Genomic DNA, 19,130 nt, shown 5'->3' on the forward strand with positions numbered 1-19,130 from the left:
CGTGACGCGGACCACGGTCCGTCACCCCGGGCGGGGGAGGGAAGACGAGATGTCTGATGGGGGTCATAGACGGCGCCGATACCGTCGGCGTCGTGAACCTCGCGAGCCTGGACCTCAACCTGCTCGTGTCCCTCGACGCCCTGCTCCAGCAGCGCAGCGTCACCCGGGCCGCGGCGCAGATGGGGCTGTCCCAGCCGGCGCTGTCGGCGTCGCTGGCCCGGCTGCGCCGCCACTTCGGCGACGAGCTGCTCACCCGGGTCGGCAACGAGTACCGGCTCACCCCGCTGGCCGTGCAGCTGCGCGAGCTGGTGCGGGTGGCGCTCAGCGGCGTCGAGCGGGTGTTCACCGCCCAGCCCGGGTTCGACCCCGCGTCGTCGACCCGCGAGTTCTCCGTGCTGGTGAGCGACTACGTCGTCGTCGTCCTCGGCGACACCATCGCCGCGCTGCTCGCCGAGGAGGCGCCGCACACCCGGCTGCGGCTGACCCCGCACTCGCCGGCGATCGTGGAGACCGCGTCCTCGGCGCTGCTCACCACCGACCTCATGCTGCTGCCGCACGGGTTCGCCGCCGACCTGCCGCACCGTGACCTCTACCGCGACGAGTGGGTGTGCGTGGTCGCCGCCGACAACCCCGTGGCCGAGCGGGGGCTCACCGTCGAGGACCTCGAGGAGCTGCCGTGGGTCGCGACCTACCACGGGCAGACGGCGTCCACCCCCGCCGCGCGGCAGATGCGCCAGCTCGGCATCGAGCCGCGGGTGCAGGTGGTCAACGAGAGCTTCCTGACCGTCCCGGCGCTGGTGGCCGGCAGCGACCGGATCGCGTTGCTGCAGCGCCGGCTGGTCGACCTGCTGCCGCTCGGCTCGGGCATCCGGGCGCTGCCGCCGCCGTTCGAGGCCGGGCCGCTGGTCGAGGCGATGTGGTGGCACCCGGTGTACGACGACGACCCCGAGCACCGGTACCTGCGCGACGTCGTCTCCCGGGCGACGGAGCTCGCCGTCCCACCGGGCGGGCGGGAGGGCATCGACCTGGCTGATACGGCACCCCGGGAGAAGTGATCTCCGCTCCGGGCGGGCGGTACCGACACCCGCCGTCCCGTGACGCCGGTCACGGGACCGGCGCCCGTCCTCCCCGGAGACGCCCGTGTCGGTCCGCGACGCCGGACCCCTCACCGACGAGGTGGCCGTCGACCCCGCCACCGGCCGCCCGGCCGGCCGCGCGCAGGCCCCGGTCCTGCCGCGCATCCAGGACGCCTTCGCCGGCACGTCGGGCGTCGAGACGCTCACCCCGGTGGTGCTCACCGCGCCGGCGCTGGTCATCGGCCTGACCGCGAGGGTCGCCGGCCGGATCGTCGACCGGGTCGGGCGCGAGCGGCTGCTGGTCGGCGCGCTGCTCGCCGACTACTCCTCGGGCCCGCGGCGGGAGCGCTGCTCCGGCCTGCAGGTCGTGTTCACCACCGTGGCCGCCTGCTGTTCCTCGCCCTCGGCGGCGCGCCCGGGTCGCACTCGTGGCGGACGCCGTTCCGGCTCTCCGCCGTCAGCCTGCCGCTGGCCGTCGCGGCGGCGCGGTTCGTCCGGCAGCCCACCCCGGCCGCCCGCTCGGAGAGGCTGCCCGCGCTGCCCTGGGCCCGGCTGGCCGCGCCGGTCGGGGTCACCCTGCTCGGCGGGCTGGTGTTCCACGTCCTGGTCGTCGAGCTGTCGTTCGAGCTCGACGCGATCGGCGTGACCGCCACCGGCACCATCGGAGCGGTCGGCGCGATCAGCTCGCTCGGCACCGCGGTGGCCGCGCGCACCGACCGGCCCGCCCGGCACCGCCCCCGCACCCCTGGACCTCCGGGGTGCGGGGGCGGTGCACTGGGCGCCCCGCGCCCGAGGAGGTCCCCGTGGACGTCACCGTCGTCTCCGTGCCCGTCACCGACCAGGACGCCGCGCTGCGCTTCTGGACCGGCCAGGTCGGCCTGGCGGTGCTGCGCGACGCGGAGTTCGCACCCGGCATGCGCTGGGTGCAGGTGGGCACGCCGGGCTCGGGCACCTCGCTGACGCTGGTCACCTGGTTCGACCGGATGCCGCCGGGCTCGCTGCAGGGCCTGGTGTTCGAGGTCGACGACGTCGACGCCGAGTACGCGCGGATGACCGGTGCGGGCGTCCCGTTCGAGGGGCCGCTGACGACCGAGGCGTGGGGCCGGCAGGCGGTGTTCGCGGACCCGGACGGCAACCGGTTCGTGCTGAGCAGCCGCGCCCGGGCGCCGGCCTGAGGCTCAGCGGCGGGTGCGCTCCCGCATGCCGAGGGCGGCGGTGACGAGCAGGAGCCCCAGGCCGACGAGGACCAGCCAGAACAGCCCCTCGACGACCCACCCGACGATCGTCACGACCAGCCAGACGACCAGCAGCAGACCGAGCAGACGCAGCACGGGGACCTCCGGGGGACGGCTGCGGCCAGCCTAGGCCCGGACCGGGGCAGGATGGCCGGGATGGACGACGACCCGTGGGACCTCCTGCTCGCCGGCCTGCCGCCCGCCACCGCCGACCTCGTCCGCGCCGCGGACGCCCTCGTCCGCGAGGCCGACCCCGGCGTCGTGCGGGTGGTGTGGCCGCGCCAGCGCACCGTCGGCTACGGCGTGGGCCCGCGGAAGAACTCCGAGCACTACGCCTACCTCGACGTCTACGACCGGCACCTCAACCTCGGCTTCAACCGCGGCGCGGCGCTGGCCGGCGCCGGCCTCGACGGCGGGCTGCTCGAGGGCACGGGGACGTCGTTCCGCAAGGTCGCCGTCCGGGACGCCGCCGTCCTCGCCGACCCGCGGCTGCCCGGCCTGCTGCGGGCCGCCCGCGAGGAGCGGCTGGCCGCGCTCGGCCGGTGAGCGGTCCTACTCGCGCAGCAGGGTGACCTCCTCCAGGTCCATCTCGTGCTGCACGCGCCGGAACACCTCGTCGTCGATGCGCCGCGCGTCGCGGTACCGGACGAACACCTCGCGCTCGGCCTCGAGCATGGCCCGGCGCATCCGCCGGTAGACCGCGCTCGGCGTCTCGCCGCCGCCGGCGACGGGGCCGCCGAGCCGCTCCCACGCCGCGTTGGTGCGCGCCTCCATCCGCTGCCGCAGCTCGGCGACGGTGGCGGCGTGCAGCGGGTCGCCGTCGTCGAGGCTGTCGAGCCGGGCCACGGCGGCCCGGCCGGCGTCGTTCTGGGCCTGCGCCTCGGCGAGGGCGTCGGCGGCCTCGTCCGAGGCCTGCACGCCCAGCCGCCGGATCACGGCCGGCAGCGTCAGCCCGTGCAGCAGCAGGGTGCCCACGGTGACCACGAAGGTCAGGTAGACGATCTCGTCGCGCCCGGGGAAGGGCGCGCCCGACAGCGTGGTCAGCGGGATCCCGGCCGCCGCGGCGAGCGAGACCACGCCGCGCATCCCGGCCCAGGAGATGACGGCGGGGTACGTCCACGGCGGCGGGGTCCAGTCCGGGCGGCGGCGGGCCAGCGGCCGCAGGTAGGTGGTGGGGAAGACGAACACGACCCGGGCGGCCAGCGCGACGAGCACGAGGAACAGGCCGACCGCCGTCAGCGCGCCCACCGACGGACCGACGCCGGTGACCACCGCCCGCAGCTGCAGGCCGATCAGCGCGAAGACCGTCGCCTCGAGGACGGTGTCGGCCGCCTGCCACACCGCGCGGTCCTGCAACCGGGCGACCGGGTGCGCCGCGGGGGAGCGGTGCCCGAGGTAGAGGCCCGCGAGGACCACCGCGAGGACGCCCGAGGCGTGCACCTCCTCGGCGACGGTGAAGCCGATGAACGGGACGAGCAGGCCGAGCGCGCTCTCCAGCACGCCGTCGCGCAGCAGCCGGCGGATGCGGTGCACCAGCCAGCCCAGCGCCCAGCCGATCGCGGCGCCGCCGGCGGCGGCGAGGACGAACACGCCCACGCCCTCGGCGATGCCGTAGCCGGCGCCCGCGGCGACCGCGACGGCGACCCGGTACACGGTGAGCGCGGTGGCGTCGTTGACCAGGCTCTCGCCGCCCAGGATGGTCATGACCTTCCGCGGCAGGCCCAGCCGGCGGCCGACCGAGGTGGCCGCGACCGCGTCCGGCGGGGCGACGACGGCGCCGAGCACCAGCGCCGAGACCAGCGGCAGGCCCGGCACCAGCCACCACGCGGCCAGCCCGACGGCGACCGTGGTGAGCAGCACCGCCCCGACGGCGAGCATGCCGATCGCGCGGAGGTTGGCCCGCAGCCGCAGGTAGGAGCTGTCCAGCGCCGCGGAGTACAGCAGCGGCGGCAGGACCAGCGTGAGGATCAGGTGCGGGTCCAGGGCGTAGTCGGGCACGCCCGGCAGGAAGGACACCGCGAGCCCGACCAGCACCAGGAGCAGCGGCGGGGAGATCCCCAGCCGCCGGGCCAGCGCACTGACGGCGAAGGAGCCGGCGAGCAGGCCGACGAGGGGCAGTTCCATCACACCAGCGCCTGGTCGACATAGCACCAGCGCCAGTCCTCGCCCGGCTCGACCGAGCGGACGATGGGGTGGCCGGTGGCGCCCGCGTGCGCGGTGGCGTGCCGGTTCGGGGAGGAGTCGCAGCAGGCCACGTGCCCGCAGGACAGGCACATCCGCAGGTGCACCCACCGGCTGCCGATGGCCAGGCAGTCGCCGCAGCCCTCGTCCGAGTCCGGCGAGACGTCGCGGATCTGGTCCAGGTGCCCGCACGTCGTCATCACGGTCCCCCTCTCGTCGCGGCTGTCGCCGGGAGTCGACCACCCGCGCGACGCGGGCGGCAACGTCCCCCGGCCGGTCCGCTCTTCCCGTGGCAGGGTCGGCGGCGACCGTGCGAGCCGGGAGGAGGCGCCGTGGACCTCGACGAGGTCGCCGAGGAGCTCTACGCGGTGCCGCCCGGGCAGTTCGTGGCCGCCCGCACCGAGGCCGCCCGCCGCGCCCGGGCCGCCGGGGACCGGGCGCTCGCGCGGGAGATCGGCACCCTCACCCGGCCCACGGCCGCGGCGTGGGCCTGCAACGTCCTGGTGCGCGAGCAGCCCGACGAGATCGCCGGTCTCGTGGAGCTCGGCGACCTGCTGCGCGAGGCGCAGCAGACCCTGGCCGGCGACGAGCTGCGGCAGCTGGGCACCCAGCGCTCCCGGCTGCTGGCCGCGCTCACCCGCCGGGCCCGGGCGGTGGCCACGCGCCGCGGCACCCCGCTCAGCGACGCCGTCGCCGACCAGGTGGAGGAGACGCTGCGGGCCGCGCTGGCCGACCCGGACGCGGGGGAGGCGCTGCTGGGCGGCCGGCTCACCGCGCCGCTGTCCTCCCGCGGCCTCGGGCCCGGCTTCGGCACCCGCCCGGACCTGCGGGTGGTGCCCCCGCCGCGGACCGGGCGCACCGCGCCGGCACCGGAGCGGAACGCCCGGGCGGACGCCGCCCGGCGCGCGGCGGAGGAGCGGCGGCGGGCCGCGCAGGAGCGGCGCGAGCGCGAGCTGGCCGCGGCCCGCGAGGAGGCGGGGACCGCGGAGCGCGAGGCCGCGGAGGCGGAGGAGGCCGCCCGGGCCGCGCACGAGCGGGCCGGGCGGGCCGCCCGCCGGCAGGAGGAGCTCACCGCCCGCGTCGGGGAGCTGGAGGCCGAGCTCGAGCGGGTGCGTGCCGACGCGGAGGCGGCCGGGGCCGAGGCGGCCCGGACCGGCCGGCGGGCGGCGGCGGCCGACCGGGCGGCGCGGCGGGCGGCCGCCGACCGCGACCGCGCCGCCGACCGCGTCACGGAGCTGGAACAGGCGCCGCTGGAGGCCTGACCCGTCAGCCCGTCGTCTTCTGCCCGTCGAGGGACTCGCGCAGGACGTCGGCGTGCCCCGCGTGCTGCGCGGTCTCGGCGATCACGTGCAGGAACACCCGCCGCGCCGACCGCACCGCGCCCGGCGCGAACCACGGCGCCTTCGCCCACCGGCCGATCCGGCGGCGCACCTCGTCGGCCGGGGCGGCGACGTCGGCCCGTGACCGGGGAGCGCCCGGGCGGCTGCCGGGTGCGCGTCGACGGCGACGACCTCGACCGGGCAGCGTGCGCGCTGGTCGTCACGGGTGCGCCGTTCACCGTCCTGGGCCCGCCGGAGTTCGCCGCGCACCGGCGGGAGGCGGCCGCCCGCTGCACCGCCGCCGCGCGGGCCCCTGACGCCGCCCCCAGCATGGGGGCATGACGGAGTCAGCGGGCCGCGTCGCGGTCGTCACCGGGTCGGAGTCGGGCATCGGGCGGGCGGTCGCGGTCGCGCTCGCCGAGCAGGGCTGCGACGTCGGCATCACCTGGTACCGCGACGAGGCGCACGCGCAGGGCACCGCCGACGAGGTGCGGGCCCGCGGGCGCCGGGCCGAGGTGCGCCACGTCGACCTCACGCAGCTGCCGGGCGCCGCCGCCGTCGTCGACGACCTGGCCGACGCCCTCGGCGGCGTCGACGTCCTGGTCAACGACGCCGGCACCGGCCACTCCACGCTGGTCCTGGACACCGACTACGAGACCTGGCGCGAGGTGCTGGCCACCGACCTCGACGCGGCGTTCCTCTGCCTGCAGCGCGCGGCCCGCCGCATGGTGGCCGCCGGGCGGGGCGGGCGGATCGTGAACGTGACGAGCGTGCACGAGCACCAGCCGCGGGTCGGCGCGGCCGCCTACTGCGCGGCCAAGGGCGGGCTCGGCCTGCTCACCCGGGTCGCGGCGATCGAGCTGGCCGAGCACGGCATCACCGTCAACGCCGTCGCGCCGGGGGAGATCGCCACACCGATGACCGGCCAGGAGGACGAGGACCCGACCGCGCCCGGCCACGAGCGCCCCGGCGTCCCGGTCGGCCGGCCCGGGGACGCGCACGAGGTGGCCGCCGTCGTCGCCTTCCTCGCCTCGCCCCAGGCGTCCTACGTGACCGGCTCCTCGTACGCCGTCGACGGCGGCATGCTGCAGATGGGCCCGATGGCGGGCTCGCACCTGACCGGCGACGACTGGCGCCGTCCCTAGGCGGCCAGCAGCTCCAGCAGCCGGGCGCGGTCGGGGCCGGGGAACGGCCGCGGCGGGTCGGGCACCGCCGCGGCCACCCGCTCGCGGACCAGCGGCACGGCCAGCAGGTCGGCCAGCGGCGCCATGCACAGCCGGTACTCGAGCATCGCCCGGAACACGTCGGCGTCGCGCATCGCGACCCCGAGGAAGGCCGCGAGCTCCGGGTACAGCGGCGGCTCGGGCGCCCCGCGCCGGGCGGCGTCCATCTGCGCCAGCCGGGAGCGGTCCTCGGCCAGCTGGTCGGTGACGAACGGCCCGACCCGCCGCTCGGTCGCCGCGTCGAAGGCCGCGGCCAGGTCGGCGGGCCGGTCCAGGTCGCGGGCGACCGCGGCGCGCAGCAGCGCGGCGTGCGCGATGCCGACCGACAGGCCGCGGCCGGCCGACGGGTTGGTGCACGCCCACGCGTCCCCGACGGCGGCGAAGCCGGTCACCACCGGCCGGCCGTCGACGGTGAAGCGGCGGCTGCGGTCCAGGCCCCCGGCCATCGCCGTGACCCCGCCCAGCGGCCGCCCGTCCAGCCAGTGCGCCTGCAGCGGGCAGGCCGCGACCACCCGGTCGAACACGGCGGGGTCGCGCAGCTCGCGCAGCGGCCGGTCGCCGGTCTGCCCGAACACGGTGACCGACCAGGTGTCGTTGTCGCCGTCGAGGGTGAGCAGCGAGACGCTGCCCAGCGGCATGAGCCCGGGACCGCGGCGCACCGGCCGGTCGGGGCCGGTGAAGTAGCGCGTGTAGTAGACGAACCCCGAGGCCTGCGCGCGCTGCTCCGGCGGCCGGGCGCCGAGGTCGGCCAGCCACTGCGCCGAGCGGGTGCGCCGGCCGGTGGCGTCGACGACGAGGTCCGCCCGCAGCTCCTCGCCGGCCGCCGTCCGCACCCCGCCGGTGTGCGGCACGCCGCCGGTCGCGGACGGGCCGGGCAGGAGGCCGGCCACCTGCACGCCGCGGCGGACGGTGACCCGCGGGGTGTCCTCGGCGGCGGCCGCCACGGTGGACTCCACCACCGGACGGCGCCCGGTGACGAAGCGCAGCCGCTCGTCGGCCTCCCGGGGCTCACGGTCGGCGATCCCCGGGGGCAGCAGCGCCGTGTAGTCGACCCACACGCAGCCGGCGGCCAGCAGCCGGTCGGTGAGCCCGGGGAGCTCGTCGTCGGCGACCGCGCGGAACCGGGCGAAGAGGTTGTGCGGCTGCCGGAACTGCGCGACCCCGGTGCGCCGCCAGGACTCCCACGCCTCGGCGGGCGTGGTCGGGGCGCCGTCGGGGTCGGACTCGAGGACGGTGACGTCGTGCCCGTCGGCCGCGAGCATCATCGCGGCGCACAGCCCCACCACGCCGCCGCCGCACACCACCACCGAGGCCATGGCCGCCCCCTCGCGCCCGGGACGGCGCGCGCGACCGGTCGCCGGGCGGGCCCAGGGTGGCACCGGCGGCGCCGCCCTGGCGGTGCCGCGGTCGGGCGGCGGCGGGGTCCGTGGCGCGTCGGCACCGAGGGGTGCCGGGCCGACGCGGGAGGTCAGCCGGCGGCCGAGTGGCGGGCGCGCTTCTCCCGGTACAGCGCGGCGTCGGCGCGGGCCAGCGTCGCGGCGAGGTCCTCGCCGGGCCGGGCGCCGGCCGCCCCCGCCGACCACGCCCCGACCGAGACGGCGCGCAGCCGGTCCAGCAGCTCGGCGGCGCGGTCGGTCCCGGTGCCGGGCAGGCAGAGCACGAACTCGTCCCCGCCGAGGCGGCCGAGCAGGTCGGAGCGGCGCAGCTCCCGGCTCCAGGCCGAGGCGAGCGAGCGCAGCAGCGCGTCGCCGGCGGAGTGGCCCCCGGTGTCGTTGACGGCCTTGAACCCGTCGAGGTCGAGGACGACGACGGTCAGCGGCTCCCCGGTGCGCTGCGCGTGGGCGAGCAGCCGGGCGGACTCGGCCTCCCAGGCGCGGCGGTTGGCCACCCCCGTCAGCGGGTCGGTGCCGGCCGCGCGGCGCAGCGCCCCGGACTGCCGGATCTGCGCCTCGGTGAGCACCGCGACCGTGGCGACGGCGGCCAGCCAGGCCGAGAGGAACCCCTCCGGCGCCGCGGCGAGCGCGCCCGCGGTGACGACGGCGACCCCGCCCGCGACGTGCAGCCGCGCCTGCGCGGGCGGCAGCACGTGCCCGGCGAGCACCCCGAGCGCCACCACGACCGGGCCGAGGCCGACGACGCCGACCGCGGTGACCGAGCGCCAGGCGAGCACCGCGGTGAGCAGGGACAGCAGCGCGAGGGCGGCGTGCACGACGGCCATGGGGGAGCGGCCCGTCGGCGCGTGCTCGCGCACGTGCCACAGCGCCGCGGAGCCGAGCCCGCCGACGACCGCGAGCGCGGTCAGCAGGACGACCGGTGTCCGGGGGTGCATCGGCCACAGCGCACCGGCGGCGCACAGGACGGCGGCGCAGCCGTACAGCAGCGCGAGCAGGCCCAGCCCACCCCTGCGGTCTCCGTGCACGGGTCCTCCCTCCGTCGCGGACGACATCGTCACCCGTCACGCCGGTCCTGAGCGCGACGACGGCCGTCCCCCTCGGAGGGAGGGCGCCGGGGAGGGTCAGCCGGTGAGCTCGGTGGGCACCGCGATGACGTCGACCATCGCCCCGAGCCGGTACACCGTGACCGGCAGCGGCCGGCCGATCGCCTCGGCGAACAGCAGCCGCTGCAGGCTCTGCGCCTCGGCCACCGGCGCCCGCCCGGCCTCCAGCACCAGGTCGCCGGCGCGCAGCCCGGCCCGGTCGGCCGGCGACCCCGGGACGACGTCGACCACCCGCAGGCCGCGGCGCCGGCCGGTGCGCTCGGCCAGCGGGGCCGGCAGCGGCGCGGGGCTGCTGACCAGGCCCAGGTAGGCGCGGCGCACCCGCCCGTCGCGGACCAGCGCGTCGACGATGCGGCGGGTGGTGGCGTTGACCGGCACCGCCAGGCCCAGGCCCCACCCGGCGACGGCGGTGTTGATGCCGACCACCCGGCTGGCCGAGTCGGCGAGCGCGCCGCCGGAGTTGCCGGGGTTGAGCGCGGCGTCGGTCTGGATGACGTCCTCGACCACCCGGGCGGTGCGCCCGTCGCGGGTGGGCAGCGAGCGGCCCAGGCCGCTGACCACGCCCGCGGTCACCGACCCGGCCAGCCCGAGCGGGTTGCCGACGGCGACGACGAGCTGGCCCACCCGCAGCTGCGCGGCGTCGCCGAGCTCGGCGGGCTCGGGCGCGCCGGCGGTCGCCCGGACGACGGCGAGGTCGGACAGCGGGTCGGTGCCCACCACCTCGACGGGCGTCTCGGTGCCGTCGCCGAACACCGCGCGCCCGCTGCGCGCCCGGCCGACGACGTGCGCGTTGGTGAGCATCAGCCCGTCACCGGGGACGACGACCGCGGAACCGGCGCCGCCGCCGCGGCCGTCGGGTGAGGTCACCTGCAGGGCGGCGACGTGCGGGGTGAGGTCGGTGGCGACCGCGGTGACCACCTGGGAGTAGGCGTCCAGGGCCGCGTCGGTGTCGGGTCGGGCCACGGTCCACCTCCGGTCGTGATTACAGCGTTGCACCGACCAGTGGACGCCTCCCCGGGCCGCCCTGCCACCCCCTCCGTTGCGCCCACGGTGAACGGCGGGAGGTGTCCCGCGCGCACTCGTGCTCTGCCCACTCCTGCGGGCAGAGCACGAGCGGCCACGGCGGCCACGGCGGCCACGGCGGCCACGGCGGCACCTGCGGCGTCCCCCTTCGTGCTCTGCACACGTGGGTGTGCAGAGCACGAGCGTGCTGGTCAGCAGGTGCGGCGGGGCCCCGGCGGCCGTAGCGTCGGCCTGCCCGGCGTCCGGACCGGCACCGAGGAGGGGCGTGCGCACCGACGGCCTGCAGACCGAGGGCGGTGCGGTCGGGCGCACCCTCGGCGTCGAGGAGGAGTTCCACCTCGTCTCCCCGGACACCCTGGAGCTGACGCCCGGCCCCCGGGCGTCCGCGGCGGCGCTGGCCGGCGAGGCGGGGGAGCGGGTGCACCCGGAGATCGCCACCACGCAGCTGGAGATCGCCACCGGCGTGTGCACCACGCTCGAGCAGGTGCGCGCGGAGCTGGTGGCCGCCCGCACCGAGGCGGCCGCCGCGGCCGAGCGCGACGGCCTGCTGCTCCTGCCCGCCTCCACCCACCCGTGGGACTCCTGGCACACCATGCCGGTCACCCCGGGCGAGCGGTACGAGGCGATGGTCGACCGCTGGGCCGGGCTCGCGCGCCAGCAGGACATCTGCGGCTGTCACGTGCACGTCGGCGTCCCCGACCTCGACACCGCCGTCGCCGTCCTCGACCGCACCCGCCCCTACCTGCCGGTGCTGCTCGCGATGACCGGCAGCTCGCCGTTCCACGACGGCGTCGACACCGGCTACGAGTCCTGGCGGACGCTGTGGTGGACCCGCTTCGCGCACGCCGGTGCGCCCGAGCCGCTCGGCGACGCCGACGGCTACCGCCGGGTGCTGTCCGCGCTGGTCGCCTCCGGCGTGGTGGCCGACGGGTCGCACCTGTACTGGGACGTCCGCCCCTCGGCGCGGCTGCCCACGATCGAGTTCCGGCTGGCAGACGTCTGCACCACCCTCGACGACACCGTCCTGCACGCCGCGCTGGTCCGCTCGCTGGTGCGCGTGCTCGCCGGGCGGGCGCAGCGCGGCGAGCCGGTGCCGGAGCTGCGCCCGGAGGTGCTGCGCGCGGCGCGGTGGCGGGCGGCTCGCTCCGGGCTCACCGGCCCGCTGTTCGACCCGCTGCGCGAGGAGCTGGTCGACGCCCGCACGGCGGTGACCGGGCTGCTGGCCGAGCTGGAGGAGGACCTGACCACGGCGGGGGAGTGGGACGAGGTGACCGCCCGGGTGCAGGACCTGCTCGGCCGGGGTACGTCGGCGGCGCGGCAGCGGAGCACCTGGCTGCGCACGGGCGACCGCCGGGCGGTCGCGGAGTGGGTCGTCCGCGAGGGGGCGGCCGGGAGGTCCTGATGGACGGCTTCGGGGATCTGGCCCGCCCGCTGCGCGACGACGCCGACCTCGACCCGCTGCTCGAGCGCATCGGGGAGGCGCGCGTGGTGGCGGTCGGCGAGGCCAGTCACGGCACCCACGAGTACTACGCCTGGCGCGCCGCGCTGACCCGCCGGCTGGTCGGGGAGCGCGGGTTCGGGCTGGTCGCGGTCGAGGGCGACTGGCCCGACTGCGCCCGCGTCGACCGCAGCGTGCGGCTGCGGCCCGGGGGCGCCGAGGACCCGCGGACGGCGCTGGACGCGATCGACCGCTGGCCGACCTGGATGTGGGCCAACGACGACGTCGTCGACTTCTGCCGGTGGCTGCGCGGGGTCAACGCGGGCCGCCCCGAGGCCGCGCGGGTGCGCTTCGCCGGCCTCGACGTCTACAGCCTCTGGGACTCGATGCACGAGCTGCTGGCCTGGGTGCAGGAGCACGAACCCGGCCACGTCGAGGCCGCCCGGCAGGCGCTGCGCTGCTTCGAGCCCTTCGGCGAGGACGGCGTCGAGTACGCCTTCGCCCAGCGGTTCGCCCCGGCGGCGTGCGAGGAGACCGTCGTCGCGCTGCTGCGGCGGCTGTGCGAGCAGCGCGGCGCGGACGACGACCCCGACGACCGGTTCTCCGCCGAGCAGAACGCCGCGGTGGTCGTCGGCGCGGAGCGCTACTACCGGGCGATGGTCGGTGGCTCCGCGGAGTCGTGGAACGTCCGGGACGTGCACATGGCCGACACCCTCGACCGGCTGATGGGCCACACCGGCGCGAAGGCCGTGGTCTGGGAGCACAACACGCACGTCGGCGACGCCCGGGCCACCGACATGGCCGACGCCGGCATGACCAACGTCGGCCGGCTGCTGCGCGAGCGGCACGGCGCCGGCGACGTCGTCCTGGTGGGGCTCGCCGGCCACCGCGGCGGCGTCGTCGCCGGGCGGGAGTGGGGCGCGCAGATGGAGCGGATGACCGTGCCGCCCGCGCGCGAGGGGAGCCTCGAGGACCTGCTGCACCGCGAGGTCGGGCACGACGCGCTCGTCGTCGTCCCGCCCGGGGAGCGCCCGGACTGGCTGGACCGGCGGCTCGGGCACCGGGCGATCGGCGTCGTCTACCGGCCCGAGCGGGAGCGCTGGGGCAACTACGTGCCCACGGTGACGGGCGACCGCTACGACGCCCTGCTGTACCTGGAGGAGACGACGCCGCTGCAGCCGCTGCACCTCGAGCGGCCGGACGAGCACGTGCCGCCGATGGCACACGCGGTGTAGTCCGGTGGCACTGCCCGCGGCCGGTGCCGGCCGCCTCGACGCCCGCCCCGGTGCGCAGCCCGCCGGGCCACCGCTGCCGGCCGGCACGACCGCGCTGGAGCTGGGCGGCCCGGAGGCGCTGGTCGCCGTCCCCGGCGGCCCGCCCGGCCCGCGCCCGCTGCTCGTGTTCTGCCACGGGGCGGGCGGGACGGCGGACCAGTCGCTGGCCGCGGTGGGCGACGTCGCCACCGCCCGCGGGGTCGCCGTCCTCGCGACCTCCTCGGTCGCCTCGACCTGGGACCTGCTCGCCGGCGGGCTCGGCCGGGACGTGGCGGTCCTCGACGCGGCGCTGGAGCGGGTCGCCGCCGGCCTCGCGGTCTCCCGGGCCGCGCTCGGCGGCTTCTCCGACGGCGGCTCGTACGCGCTGTCGCTCGGGCTGGCCAACGGCGACCTGTTCGAGGCGCTGCTGGCGTTCTCACCGGGCTTCGTCGCCCCGCCGGGCCGCACCGGCCGGCCGCGGATCTGGATCGCCCACGGCACCCGCGACCGCGTGCTGCCGGTGGCGCGCTGCGGCCGCCGGGTGTCCCGGGACCTCGCCGCCGCCGGTTACGACGTCACCTACGACGAGTTCGACGGCGGCCACGTCGTGACCCCGGACCTCGTGACCGCGGCGCTGGACGCCTGGCTGCGCTGAGCCCGGACGCGCGACGGCCCGGCCCCCTCACCGGGGGTCCGGGCCGTCGGGACGTGCGGGGTGGCTAGGCGGTGCGGCGGCCGACGAAGTCGTGCTGCTGCTCGGCGTTGACCTCGTCCGGCGTGTGCGGGTGGTCCTTCGGCCCGCCGGTCTTCGACGCCTCGAAGCCGGGGCCGAGCTTCTCCAGCGCCAGCCGGCCGTAGACCTGCTGCTGGGTGGCCACCCGCTGCGACCGGCCGCGGCCGAGGAAGCTGACCATCCAGTGCAGCACCGTGGTGACCCGGCTCTTGAAGCCGATGATGTAGAAGAGGTGCACCACCAGCCAGATCACCCAGGCGATGAAGCCCTCGAACTTCATCTTCTTGATGTCGGCGACCGCGGAGAACCGCGAGATGGTCGCCATGTTGCCCTTGTCCCGGTACCGGAACGCGCCGCGCGGCTCCCGGCCGGCGAGCCGGCGCTTGATCTGGTCGGCGGCGTAGCGCCCGCCCTGGATGGCCACCTGGGCGACGCCGGGCAGCCGGTCGGGGTGGTTGGCCATGTCGCCGACGACGTGGATCTCCGGGTGGCCGGGCAGCGTCAGGTCCGACTGGACGGCGATGCGCCCGGCGCGGTCGACCTCGGCGCCGGTCTTCTCGCCCAGCAGCCGGCCCAGCGGCGAGGCCTGCACGCCGGCCGCCCACACCTTGGTGGCCGCCGAGATGCGGCGCAGCTGGCCGTCGGAGTCCTTGACGGTGAGGCCGTCGGCGTCCATGTCCGTGACCAGCGCGCCGAGCTGGACCTCGACGCCGATCTCGTTGAGGTGCCGGCGGGCCTTCTCGCCCAGCTTCGGCCCGAACGGCGGCAGCACCTGCGGCGCACCGTCGAGCAGGATGATGCGGGCCCGCTGCGGGTCGATGTTGCGGAAGTCGCGGCGCAGCGTGCGGTGCGCGAGCTCGGCGATCTGCCCGGCCATCTCCACCCCGGTCGGGCCGGCGCCGACGACCACGAAGGTCATCAGCCGGTCCACCTCGGCGGGGTCGGTGGCGAGCTCGGCCAGCTCGAAGGCGCCGAAGATGCGGCCGCGCAGCTCGAGGGCGTCGTCGATGCTCTTCATGCCCGGGGCGAACTCGGCGAACCGGTCGTTGCCGAAGTACGACTGGCCGGCACCCGCGGCGACGATCAGCTCGTCGTAGGGGTGGATCGTGGTGCGGCCCAGGATGGTGGAGGTGACCGTGCGGGCGTCCACGTCGATGTCCACGACCTCGCCGAGGACCACCTTGGCGTTCTTCTGGTGGCGCAGCACCTCGCGGGTGGCCGGGGCGATCTCGCCCTCGGAGAGGATGCCGGTGGCCACCTGGTAGAGCAGCGGCTGGAAGAGGTGGTGGCCGGTCTTGGCGACCACGGTGACGTCGACGTCGGCGTTGCGCAGGGCCTTCGCGGCGAACAGCCCGCCGAAGCCGGAGCCGATGATCACCACCCGCGGCCGGCCGGTCGAGGAGCTGGCGGTGGGCGCAGGTGATGTCGTCATGATGACTGTGATCCTCTCCCGTCAGGGGCTCCGCTGTCTCCCGGCGGGCCGGTTCCGGGGGTGATCCCCGTCACGGCGGCCCTCCGCCGGTGCACTCGCGGTGTCCGGTCCTGCCCGGTACAACCAGGTCGGTGCCCGTCGTCATCCCCCGGCTCGTGGTCGTCCCGGGGCTGGGCCTGGACGGGCGGTCGTGGTCACGGCTGCGCCGGCGGTCGCCCGCCGACGTCGTGGTCCTACCCGGGATGGGCCGGTCTGCACCTGTGCCTCCGCTCGACGTGCTGGCCGCCCGGCTGCGGGACCGGCTCGGCCCCGGTCCGGTCGTGCTGGCCGGCCACTCGCAGGGGTGCCAGGTGGTGGCCGCGGCCGCCGTCGACCCGCGGGTGGCCGGTGTCGTCCTGCTCGGCCCGTCGACCGACCCGCGGCTGCGCCGGCCCGCGCGGCTGGCCGCGCGGTGGCTGCGGACCGCGCTGCGCGAGCCCTGGTGGCAGGCGCCGCTGATCCTGGCGCAGTGGCTGACCACCGGCCCCCGGGCGATGCGGGCGCTGTGGCGGGTGGCCGCGCCCGACCGCATCGACGTCCGGCTGCGCCGCGTCGGCGTCCCGGTGACCGTCGTCCGCGGCACGCGGGACCGGCTCTGCCCGGCCGACTGGGCCGCCGCGGTGGCCGCCGCCGCGCCGTCGGGACGGGTCGTCGAGGTGTCCGGGGCGGGGCACATGACCGTCCAGACCCACCCGGACGCCGTCGCCGCCGTCCTCCGGGAGGTTCTCCGAGCTGCCGGGATCGCGGAGGAGGGGGGACGCGCCTCCGGCGTGTCACCATGACGTCATGGCCTCCACGTCCGCCTCGGCCGGCGCACTGCTGCACCACGTGCGCACCGGCCGCGCGCGGAGCCGGGCCGAGCTGGTCGCGCTCACCGGGGCCGCGCGCAACACCGTCAGTGCCCGCGTCGACCAGCTGATCGCCGCCGGCCTGCTGCAGGAGGGCGGCCGCGGCGGCAGCACCGGCGGCCGCCCCCCGACGCTCCTGCGGTTCAACAGCGGCGCCGGCTGCGTGCTCGCCGTCGACCTGGGGGTCACCAGCGTCGACGTCGCGGTCACCGACCTGTCCGCGCAGATCCTCGCCACCGTCGGGCACCCGATCGACATCGCCGACGGCCCCGACGTCGTGCTCGCCGAGGTGGACCGGCTGGCCCAGAAGGTGCTCGCCGAGGCGGGGCTGACCCCGGCCGACGTGTGCGCCGTCGGGGTGGGCGTGCCGGGGCCGGTGGAGTTCTCGACGGGCCGGCCGTCGCACCCGCCGATCATGCCGGGCTGGCACGACCACGACATCCCCGGCGCGTTCGCCCGCTACGGCTGCCCGGTCCTCGTCGACAACGACGTCAACGTCATGGCGCTCGGGGAGATCGGCGTCGGGGGCTCGGCCGAGGACGTGCTGGTGGTCAAGGTCGGCACCGGCATCGGCTGCGGGGTCATCGTCGACGGCGAGGTGTACCGGGGCGCGCAGGGCAGCGCCGGCGACATCGGGCACATCCACGTGCCGACGCCGGACGGCCGCACCGTGCTGTGCCGCTGCGGCAACGAGAACTGCCTGGAGGCGCTCGCCGGCGGTGGCGCGCTGCTGCGCGACGCCGTCGAGGCGGGGCTGCCGGTGACCAGCACCCGGCAGGTCATCGAGCTCGCCGCCCAGGGCGACGGCCCGGCGCTGGAGCTGGTCCGGCGGGCCGGGCGCACCATCGGCACGGTGCTGGCCGCGCTGGTCAACTTCTTCAACCCCCATCGGATCGTGATGACCGGCGGGGTCGCGCAGGCCGGGGCGCCGCTGCTGGCCGGCATCCGCGAGGCGGTCTACGGCCGCTCCATGCCGCTGGCCGCCCGCGCGCTGGAGATCACCGTCAGCGACGCCCCCGACCTGTCCGGCCGGGTGGGCGCCGCGCTCATGGCCATCCAGGGCTACCTCGACGGGGACTCGGTCCACCAGGCCCTGGCCCGCTGAGCCACCGGCTGCCGTCGTGGGACGCCGGAGACGGCCGTCCCTGCCCTGACCTGGCCCGTCGCAGGTCTCGGTTCGGTGACGCCGCTCACGGGGTCTTGACCCCTTGTGACTCCGTTCATATGGTCACCGCTGCACAGACTAATGGTCAGCGTTGAGCAGAAGTCCGAGGTGAGGCCATGCCACCGGCAGGAGCGCCGCTGCTGGAGATGCACGGCATCGTGAAGACCTTCCCGGGCGTCCGTGCGCTCGGGGGCGTGGACCTCGACGTCCGCGCGGGGGAGGTGCACTGCCTCCTCGGTCAGAACGGTGCCGGCAAGTCGACCCTGATCAAGGTCCTCGCCGGCGCCCACCAGCCGGACGAGGGCACCATCCTCTGGCGCGGCGAGCAGGTCCGGCTGTCCACGCCGCAGGCCGCGCTGGGCCTGGGCATCGCGACGATCTACCAGGAGCTCGACCTCGTCGCCGGGCTCACCGTCGCCGACAACGTCTTCCTCGGCCGGGAGCAGGCCCAGATGGGCTTCGTGCGGCCGCGCGAGCTCAACCGGCGGGCGGGGGAGCTGCTCACCCGGCTCGGCCACCCCGAGATCCGGCCGGCCGCCGAGGTCGGGTCGCTGCCCGCCGCCTCCCAGCAGATGGTGAGCATCGCGCGGGCGCTGTCCCAGGACGCGCGGCTGATCATCATGGACGAGCCCTCGGCGGTCCTCGACAACGAGGAGGTCGAGCGGCTGTTCACGGTGATCCGCGACCTCACCGCGCACGACGTCGCCGTCGTCTACATCTCCCACCGGCTGGAGGAGATCCGCGAGATCGGCGACCGGATCACCGTCCTCAAGGACGGCCGGACCGTCGCCACCGGGCTGCCGGCCCGCGAGACGCCGACCCGCGAGGTCATCACGCTGATGACCGGCCGGGACATCGAGTACGTCTTCCCCGAGCGCCACCACCGCCCCGCGCCCACCGCCGAGCCGGTGCTCGAGGTCGAGGACCTGTCGCTGCACGGCTCGTTCTCCCACGTCTCCTTCTCGGTGCGACCCGGCGAGATCGTGGGCCTGGCCGGGCTGGTCGGCTCCGGCCGGTCGGAAATCCTCGAGACCGTCTACGGCGCGCGACACGCCACCGGCGGCGCGGTCCGCGTGGACGGTCGCCGGCTGCGGCACGGCGACGTCGGCGCCGCGGTGGCCGCCGGCGTGGGGCTGGCGCCCGAGGAGCGCAAGAGCCAGGCCCTGCTGCTCGGCGAGTCCGTCGCCCGCAACATCAGCATCTCCAGCCTGGCCCGCTTCGCCCGCGGCGGCTTCCTCTCCGGCGCCGCCGAGCGCAAGGCCGCCCGCGAGCAGGTGAAGTCGCTCGACGTGCGCCCGGCCGACGAGACCCGCGAGGTGCGCACGCTGTCCGGCGGCAACCAGCAGAAGGTCGTGCTCGCCCGCTGGCTGCTGCGCGACTGCCGGGTGCTGCTGCTCGACGAGCCCACCCGCGGCGTCGACGTCGGGGCGCGCTCGGAGATCTACGCGCTGGTGCGCGACCTCGCCGACCGCGGCGTCGCGGTGGTCGTCGTCTCCAGCGAGATCCCGGAGGTGCTCGGTCTGGCCGACCGGGTCCTCGTCATCGCGGAGGGCCGGGTGCTGGCGGAGGAGCCCGCCTCGGCCCTCGACGAGCACCGCGTGCTCGACCTGGTCATGGAGGGGACGTCGACGCACGGCGTCCCGGTGCACGAAGGGGACGTCGCATGAG

At 77.0% G+C, this 19,130-nt stretch carries 21 protein-coding genes; 13 read left to right on the plus strand and 8 right to left on the minus strand.

Annotated features, from left to right (window positions below; all coding sequences use genetic code 11):
• The first annotated feature begins 92 nt into the window (after positions 1-92).
• The 3 genes from ACI79Z_RS19080 (at position 93) to ACI79Z_RS19090 (ending at position 2,251) form a co-directional block, all read left to right on the plus strand.
• Complete coding sequence (locus tag ACI79Z_RS19080) at positions 93-1,055, plus strand: LysR family transcriptional regulator (RefSeq protein WP_387992743.1); 963 nt, start codon at positions 93-95, stop codon at positions 1,053-1,055.
• A gap of 85 nt (positions 1,056-1,140) precedes the next feature.
• The gene (locus tag ACI79Z_RS19085) at positions 1,141-1,722 is read left to right on the plus strand and encodes a hypothetical protein (protein ID WP_456903504.1); all 582 of its coding nucleotides are present in this window, start codon (positions 1,141-1,143) and stop codon (positions 1,720-1,722) included.
• A gap of 157 nt (positions 1,723-1,879) precedes the next feature.
• Positions 1,880-2,251 carry a VOC family protein gene (locus ACI79Z_RS19090; protein WP_456903505.1) on the plus strand — a complete coding sequence of 124 codons (372 nt, stop codon included), beginning with the start codon at positions 1,880-1,882 and terminating at the stop codon, positions 2,249-2,251.
• Positions 2,252-2,254: 3 nt separating this feature from the next.
• Here ACI79Z_RS19090 and ACI79Z_RS19095 read toward each other — a convergent pair whose 3' ends face one another.
• Entirely contained in the window at positions 2,255-2,407 is a 153-nt protein-coding gene (locus tag ACI79Z_RS19095; RefSeq protein WP_387992749.1) for a hypothetical protein, read from the minus strand.
• A 60-nt stretch (positions 2,408-2,467) separates the two neighbouring features.
• Between ACI79Z_RS19095 and ACI79Z_RS19100 the strand changes: the two genes are divergently transcribed.
• Positions 2,468-2,857, plus strand: coding sequence for a hypothetical protein (locus ACI79Z_RS19100; protein WP_387992752.1), 390 nt, complete (start codon positions 2,468-2,470; stop codon positions 2,855-2,857).
• A gap of 6 nt (positions 2,858-2,863) precedes the next feature.
• Here the strand turns inward: ACI79Z_RS19100 and ACI79Z_RS19105 are convergent, their stop codons facing one another.
• A complete protein-coding gene (locus tag ACI79Z_RS19105) occupies positions 2,864-4,435 on the minus strand; it encodes a Na+/H+ antiporter (protein ID WP_387992755.1) in 1,572 nt (523 codons plus the stop codon).
• Positions 4,435-4,692 (minus strand): ubiquitin carboxyl-terminal hydrolase 14, encoded by a 258-nt coding sequence (locus ACI79Z_RS19110; RefSeq protein ID WP_387992758.1) that lies wholly within the window; start codon positions 4,690-4,692, stop codon positions 4,435-4,437. The genes ACI79Z_RS19105 and ACI79Z_RS19110 overlap by 1 nt, the downstream gene beginning before the upstream one ends.
• Before the next feature lie 132 nt (positions 4,693-4,824).
• Here ACI79Z_RS19110 and ACI79Z_RS19115 point away from each other — a divergent pair, with 132 nt between their 5' ends.
• Positions 4,825-5,754 (plus strand): hypothetical protein, encoded by a 930-nt coding sequence (locus ACI79Z_RS19115; RefSeq protein WP_456903506.1) that lies wholly within the window; start codon positions 4,825-4,827, stop codon positions 5,752-5,754.
• Positions 5,755-5,758: 4 nt separating this feature from the next.
• On the opposite strand, the gene ACI79Z_RS19120 is transcribed toward ACI79Z_RS19115, so the two are convergent.
• Complete coding sequence (locus ACI79Z_RS19120; protein WP_456903520.1) at positions 5,759-6,016, minus strand: mycothiol transferase; 258 nt, start codon at positions 6,014-6,016, stop codon at positions 5,759-5,761.
• Here ACI79Z_RS19120 and ACI79Z_RS19125 point away from each other — a divergent pair.
• Together ACI79Z_RS19125 and ACI79Z_RS19130 are read left to right on the plus strand one after the other, a co-directional pair.
• Positions 5,953-6,153, plus strand: coding sequence for a hypothetical protein (locus ACI79Z_RS19125; protein WP_456903507.1), 201 nt, complete (start codon positions 5,953-5,955; stop codon positions 6,151-6,153). The two genes, ACI79Z_RS19120 and ACI79Z_RS19125, sit on opposite strands and share 64 nt — an antisense overlap.
• Positions 6,150-6,956: an SDR family oxidoreductase gene (locus ACI79Z_RS19130; RefSeq protein WP_387992767.1), complete on the plus strand. Its 807-nt coding sequence runs from the start codon at positions 6,150-6,152 to the stop codon at positions 6,954-6,956. The genes ACI79Z_RS19125 and ACI79Z_RS19130 overlap by 4 nt, the downstream gene beginning before the upstream one ends.
• Here ACI79Z_RS19130 and ACI79Z_RS19135 read toward each other — a convergent pair.
• The 3 genes from ACI79Z_RS19135 to ACI79Z_RS19145 form a co-directional block, all read right to left on the minus strand.
• Entirely contained in the window at positions 6,953-8,350 is a 1,398-nt protein-coding gene (locus ACI79Z_RS19135) for an NAD(P)/FAD-dependent oxidoreductase (protein WP_456903508.1), read from the minus strand. The two genes, ACI79Z_RS19130 and ACI79Z_RS19135, sit on opposite strands and share 4 nt — an antisense overlap.
• Positions 8,351-8,502: 152 nt before the next feature.
• On the minus strand, positions 8,503-9,453 hold the full coding sequence (locus tag ACI79Z_RS19140; protein WP_387992773.1) for a GGDEF domain-containing protein: 951 nt from the start codon (positions 9,451-9,453) through the stop codon (positions 8,503-8,505).
• A gap of 96 nt (positions 9,454-9,549) precedes the next feature.
• On the minus strand, positions 9,550-10,494 hold the full coding sequence (locus ACI79Z_RS19145; RefSeq protein ID WP_387992776.1) for a S1C family serine protease: 945 nt from the start codon (positions 10,492-10,494) through the stop codon (positions 9,550-9,552).
• Positions 10,495-10,819: 325 nt separating this feature from the next.
• Between ACI79Z_RS19145 and ACI79Z_RS19150 the strand changes: the two genes are divergently transcribed.
• The 3 genes from ACI79Z_RS19150 to ACI79Z_RS19160 are packed head-to-tail and all read left to right on the plus strand — an operon-like array spanning position 10,820 to position 13,900.
• Positions 10,820-11,956 (plus strand): carboxylate-amine ligase, encoded by a 1,137-nt coding sequence (locus ACI79Z_RS19150; protein WP_456903509.1) that lies wholly within the window; start codon positions 10,820-10,822, stop codon positions 11,954-11,956.
• Positions 11,956-13,227: an erythromycin esterase family protein gene (locus tag ACI79Z_RS19155; RefSeq protein ID WP_456903510.1), complete on the plus strand. Its 1,272-nt coding sequence runs from the start codon at positions 11,956-11,958 to the stop codon at positions 13,225-13,227. Before ACI79Z_RS19150 ends, ACI79Z_RS19155 begins: the two co-directional genes overlap by 1 nt.
• Positions 13,228-13,231: 4 nt before the next feature.
• Positions 13,232-13,900 carry an alpha/beta hydrolase gene (locus tag ACI79Z_RS19160; RefSeq protein ID WP_387992785.1) on the plus strand — a complete coding sequence of 223 codons (669 nt, stop codon included), beginning with the start codon at positions 13,232-13,234 and terminating at the stop codon, positions 13,898-13,900.
• Positions 13,901-13,964: 64 nt separating this feature from the next.
• On the opposite strand, the gene ACI79Z_RS19165 is transcribed toward ACI79Z_RS19160, so the two are convergent.
• A complete protein-coding gene (locus tag ACI79Z_RS19165) occupies positions 13,965-15,410 on the minus strand; it encodes an NAD(P)/FAD-dependent oxidoreductase (protein WP_387992788.1) in 1,446 nt (481 codons plus the stop codon).
• Positions 15,411-15,541: 131 nt separating this feature from the next.
• Here ACI79Z_RS19165 and ACI79Z_RS19170 point away from each other — a divergent pair, with 131 nt between their 5' ends.
• The 3 genes from ACI79Z_RS19170 (at position 15,542) to ACI79Z_RS19180 (ending at position 19,129) form a co-directional block, all read left to right on the plus strand.
• Positions 15,542-16,231 carry an alpha/beta fold hydrolase gene (locus tag ACI79Z_RS19170; protein ID WP_456903511.1) on the plus strand — a complete coding sequence of 230 codons (690 nt, stop codon included), beginning with the start codon at positions 15,542-15,544 and terminating at the stop codon, positions 16,229-16,231.
• A 4-nt stretch (positions 16,232-16,235) separates the two neighbouring features.
• The gene (locus ACI79Z_RS19175) at positions 16,236-17,402 is read left to right on the plus strand and encodes an ROK family protein (protein ID WP_387992794.1); all 1,167 of its coding nucleotides are present in this window, start codon (positions 16,236-16,238) and stop codon (positions 17,400-17,402) included.
• A gap of 176 nt (positions 17,403-17,578) precedes the next feature.
• Positions 17,579-19,129, plus strand: a complete 1,551-nt coding sequence (locus ACI79Z_RS19180; protein WP_387992797.1) for a sugar ABC transporter ATP-binding protein — start codon at positions 17,579-17,581, stop codon at positions 19,127-19,129.
• The last annotated feature ends 1 nt before the right edge of the window (position 19,130 follow it).

The organism is Geodermatophilus sp. SYSU D00663, assembly GCF_054050655.1.

Excerpts from the sequence above, each read along its gene's own strand:
- ACI79Z_RS19100 (WP_387992752.1), top strand. The coding sequence starts at position 2,468 with ATGGACGACGACCCGTGGGACCTCCTGCTCGCCGGCCTGCCGCCCGCC.
- ACI79Z_RS19105 (WP_387992755.1), bottom strand. The coding sequence starts at position 4,435 with ATGGAACTGCCCCTCGTCGGCCTGCTCGCCGGCTCCTTCGCCGTCAGT.
- ACI79Z_RS19110 (WP_387992758.1), bottom strand. The coding sequence starts at position 4,692 with ATGACGACGTGCGGGCACCTGGACCAGATCCGCGACGTCTCGCCGGAC.
- ACI79Z_RS19130 (WP_387992767.1), top strand. The coding sequence starts at position 6,150 with ATGACGGAGTCAGCGGGCCGCGTCGCGGTCGTCACCGGGTCGGAGTCG.
- ACI79Z_RS19135 (WP_456903508.1), bottom strand. The coding sequence starts at position 8,350 with ATGGCCTCGGTGGTGGTGTGCGGCGGCGGCGTGGTGGGGCTGTGCGCC.
- ACI79Z_RS19155 (WP_456903510.1), top strand. The coding sequence starts at position 11,956 with ATGGACGGCTTCGGGGATCTGGCCCGCCCGCTGCGCGACGACGCCGAC.
- ACI79Z_RS19165 (WP_387992788.1), bottom strand. The coding sequence starts at position 15,410 with ATGACGACATCACCTGCGCCCACCGCCAGCTCCTCGACCGGCCGGCCG.
- ACI79Z_RS19175 (WP_387992794.1), top strand. The coding sequence starts at position 16,236 with ATGGCCTCCACGTCCGCCTCGGCCGGCGCACTGCTGCACCACGTGCGC.
- ACI79Z_RS19180 (WP_387992797.1), top strand. The coding sequence starts at position 17,579 with ATGCCACCGGCAGGAGCGCCGCTGCTGGAGATGCACGGCATCGTGAAG.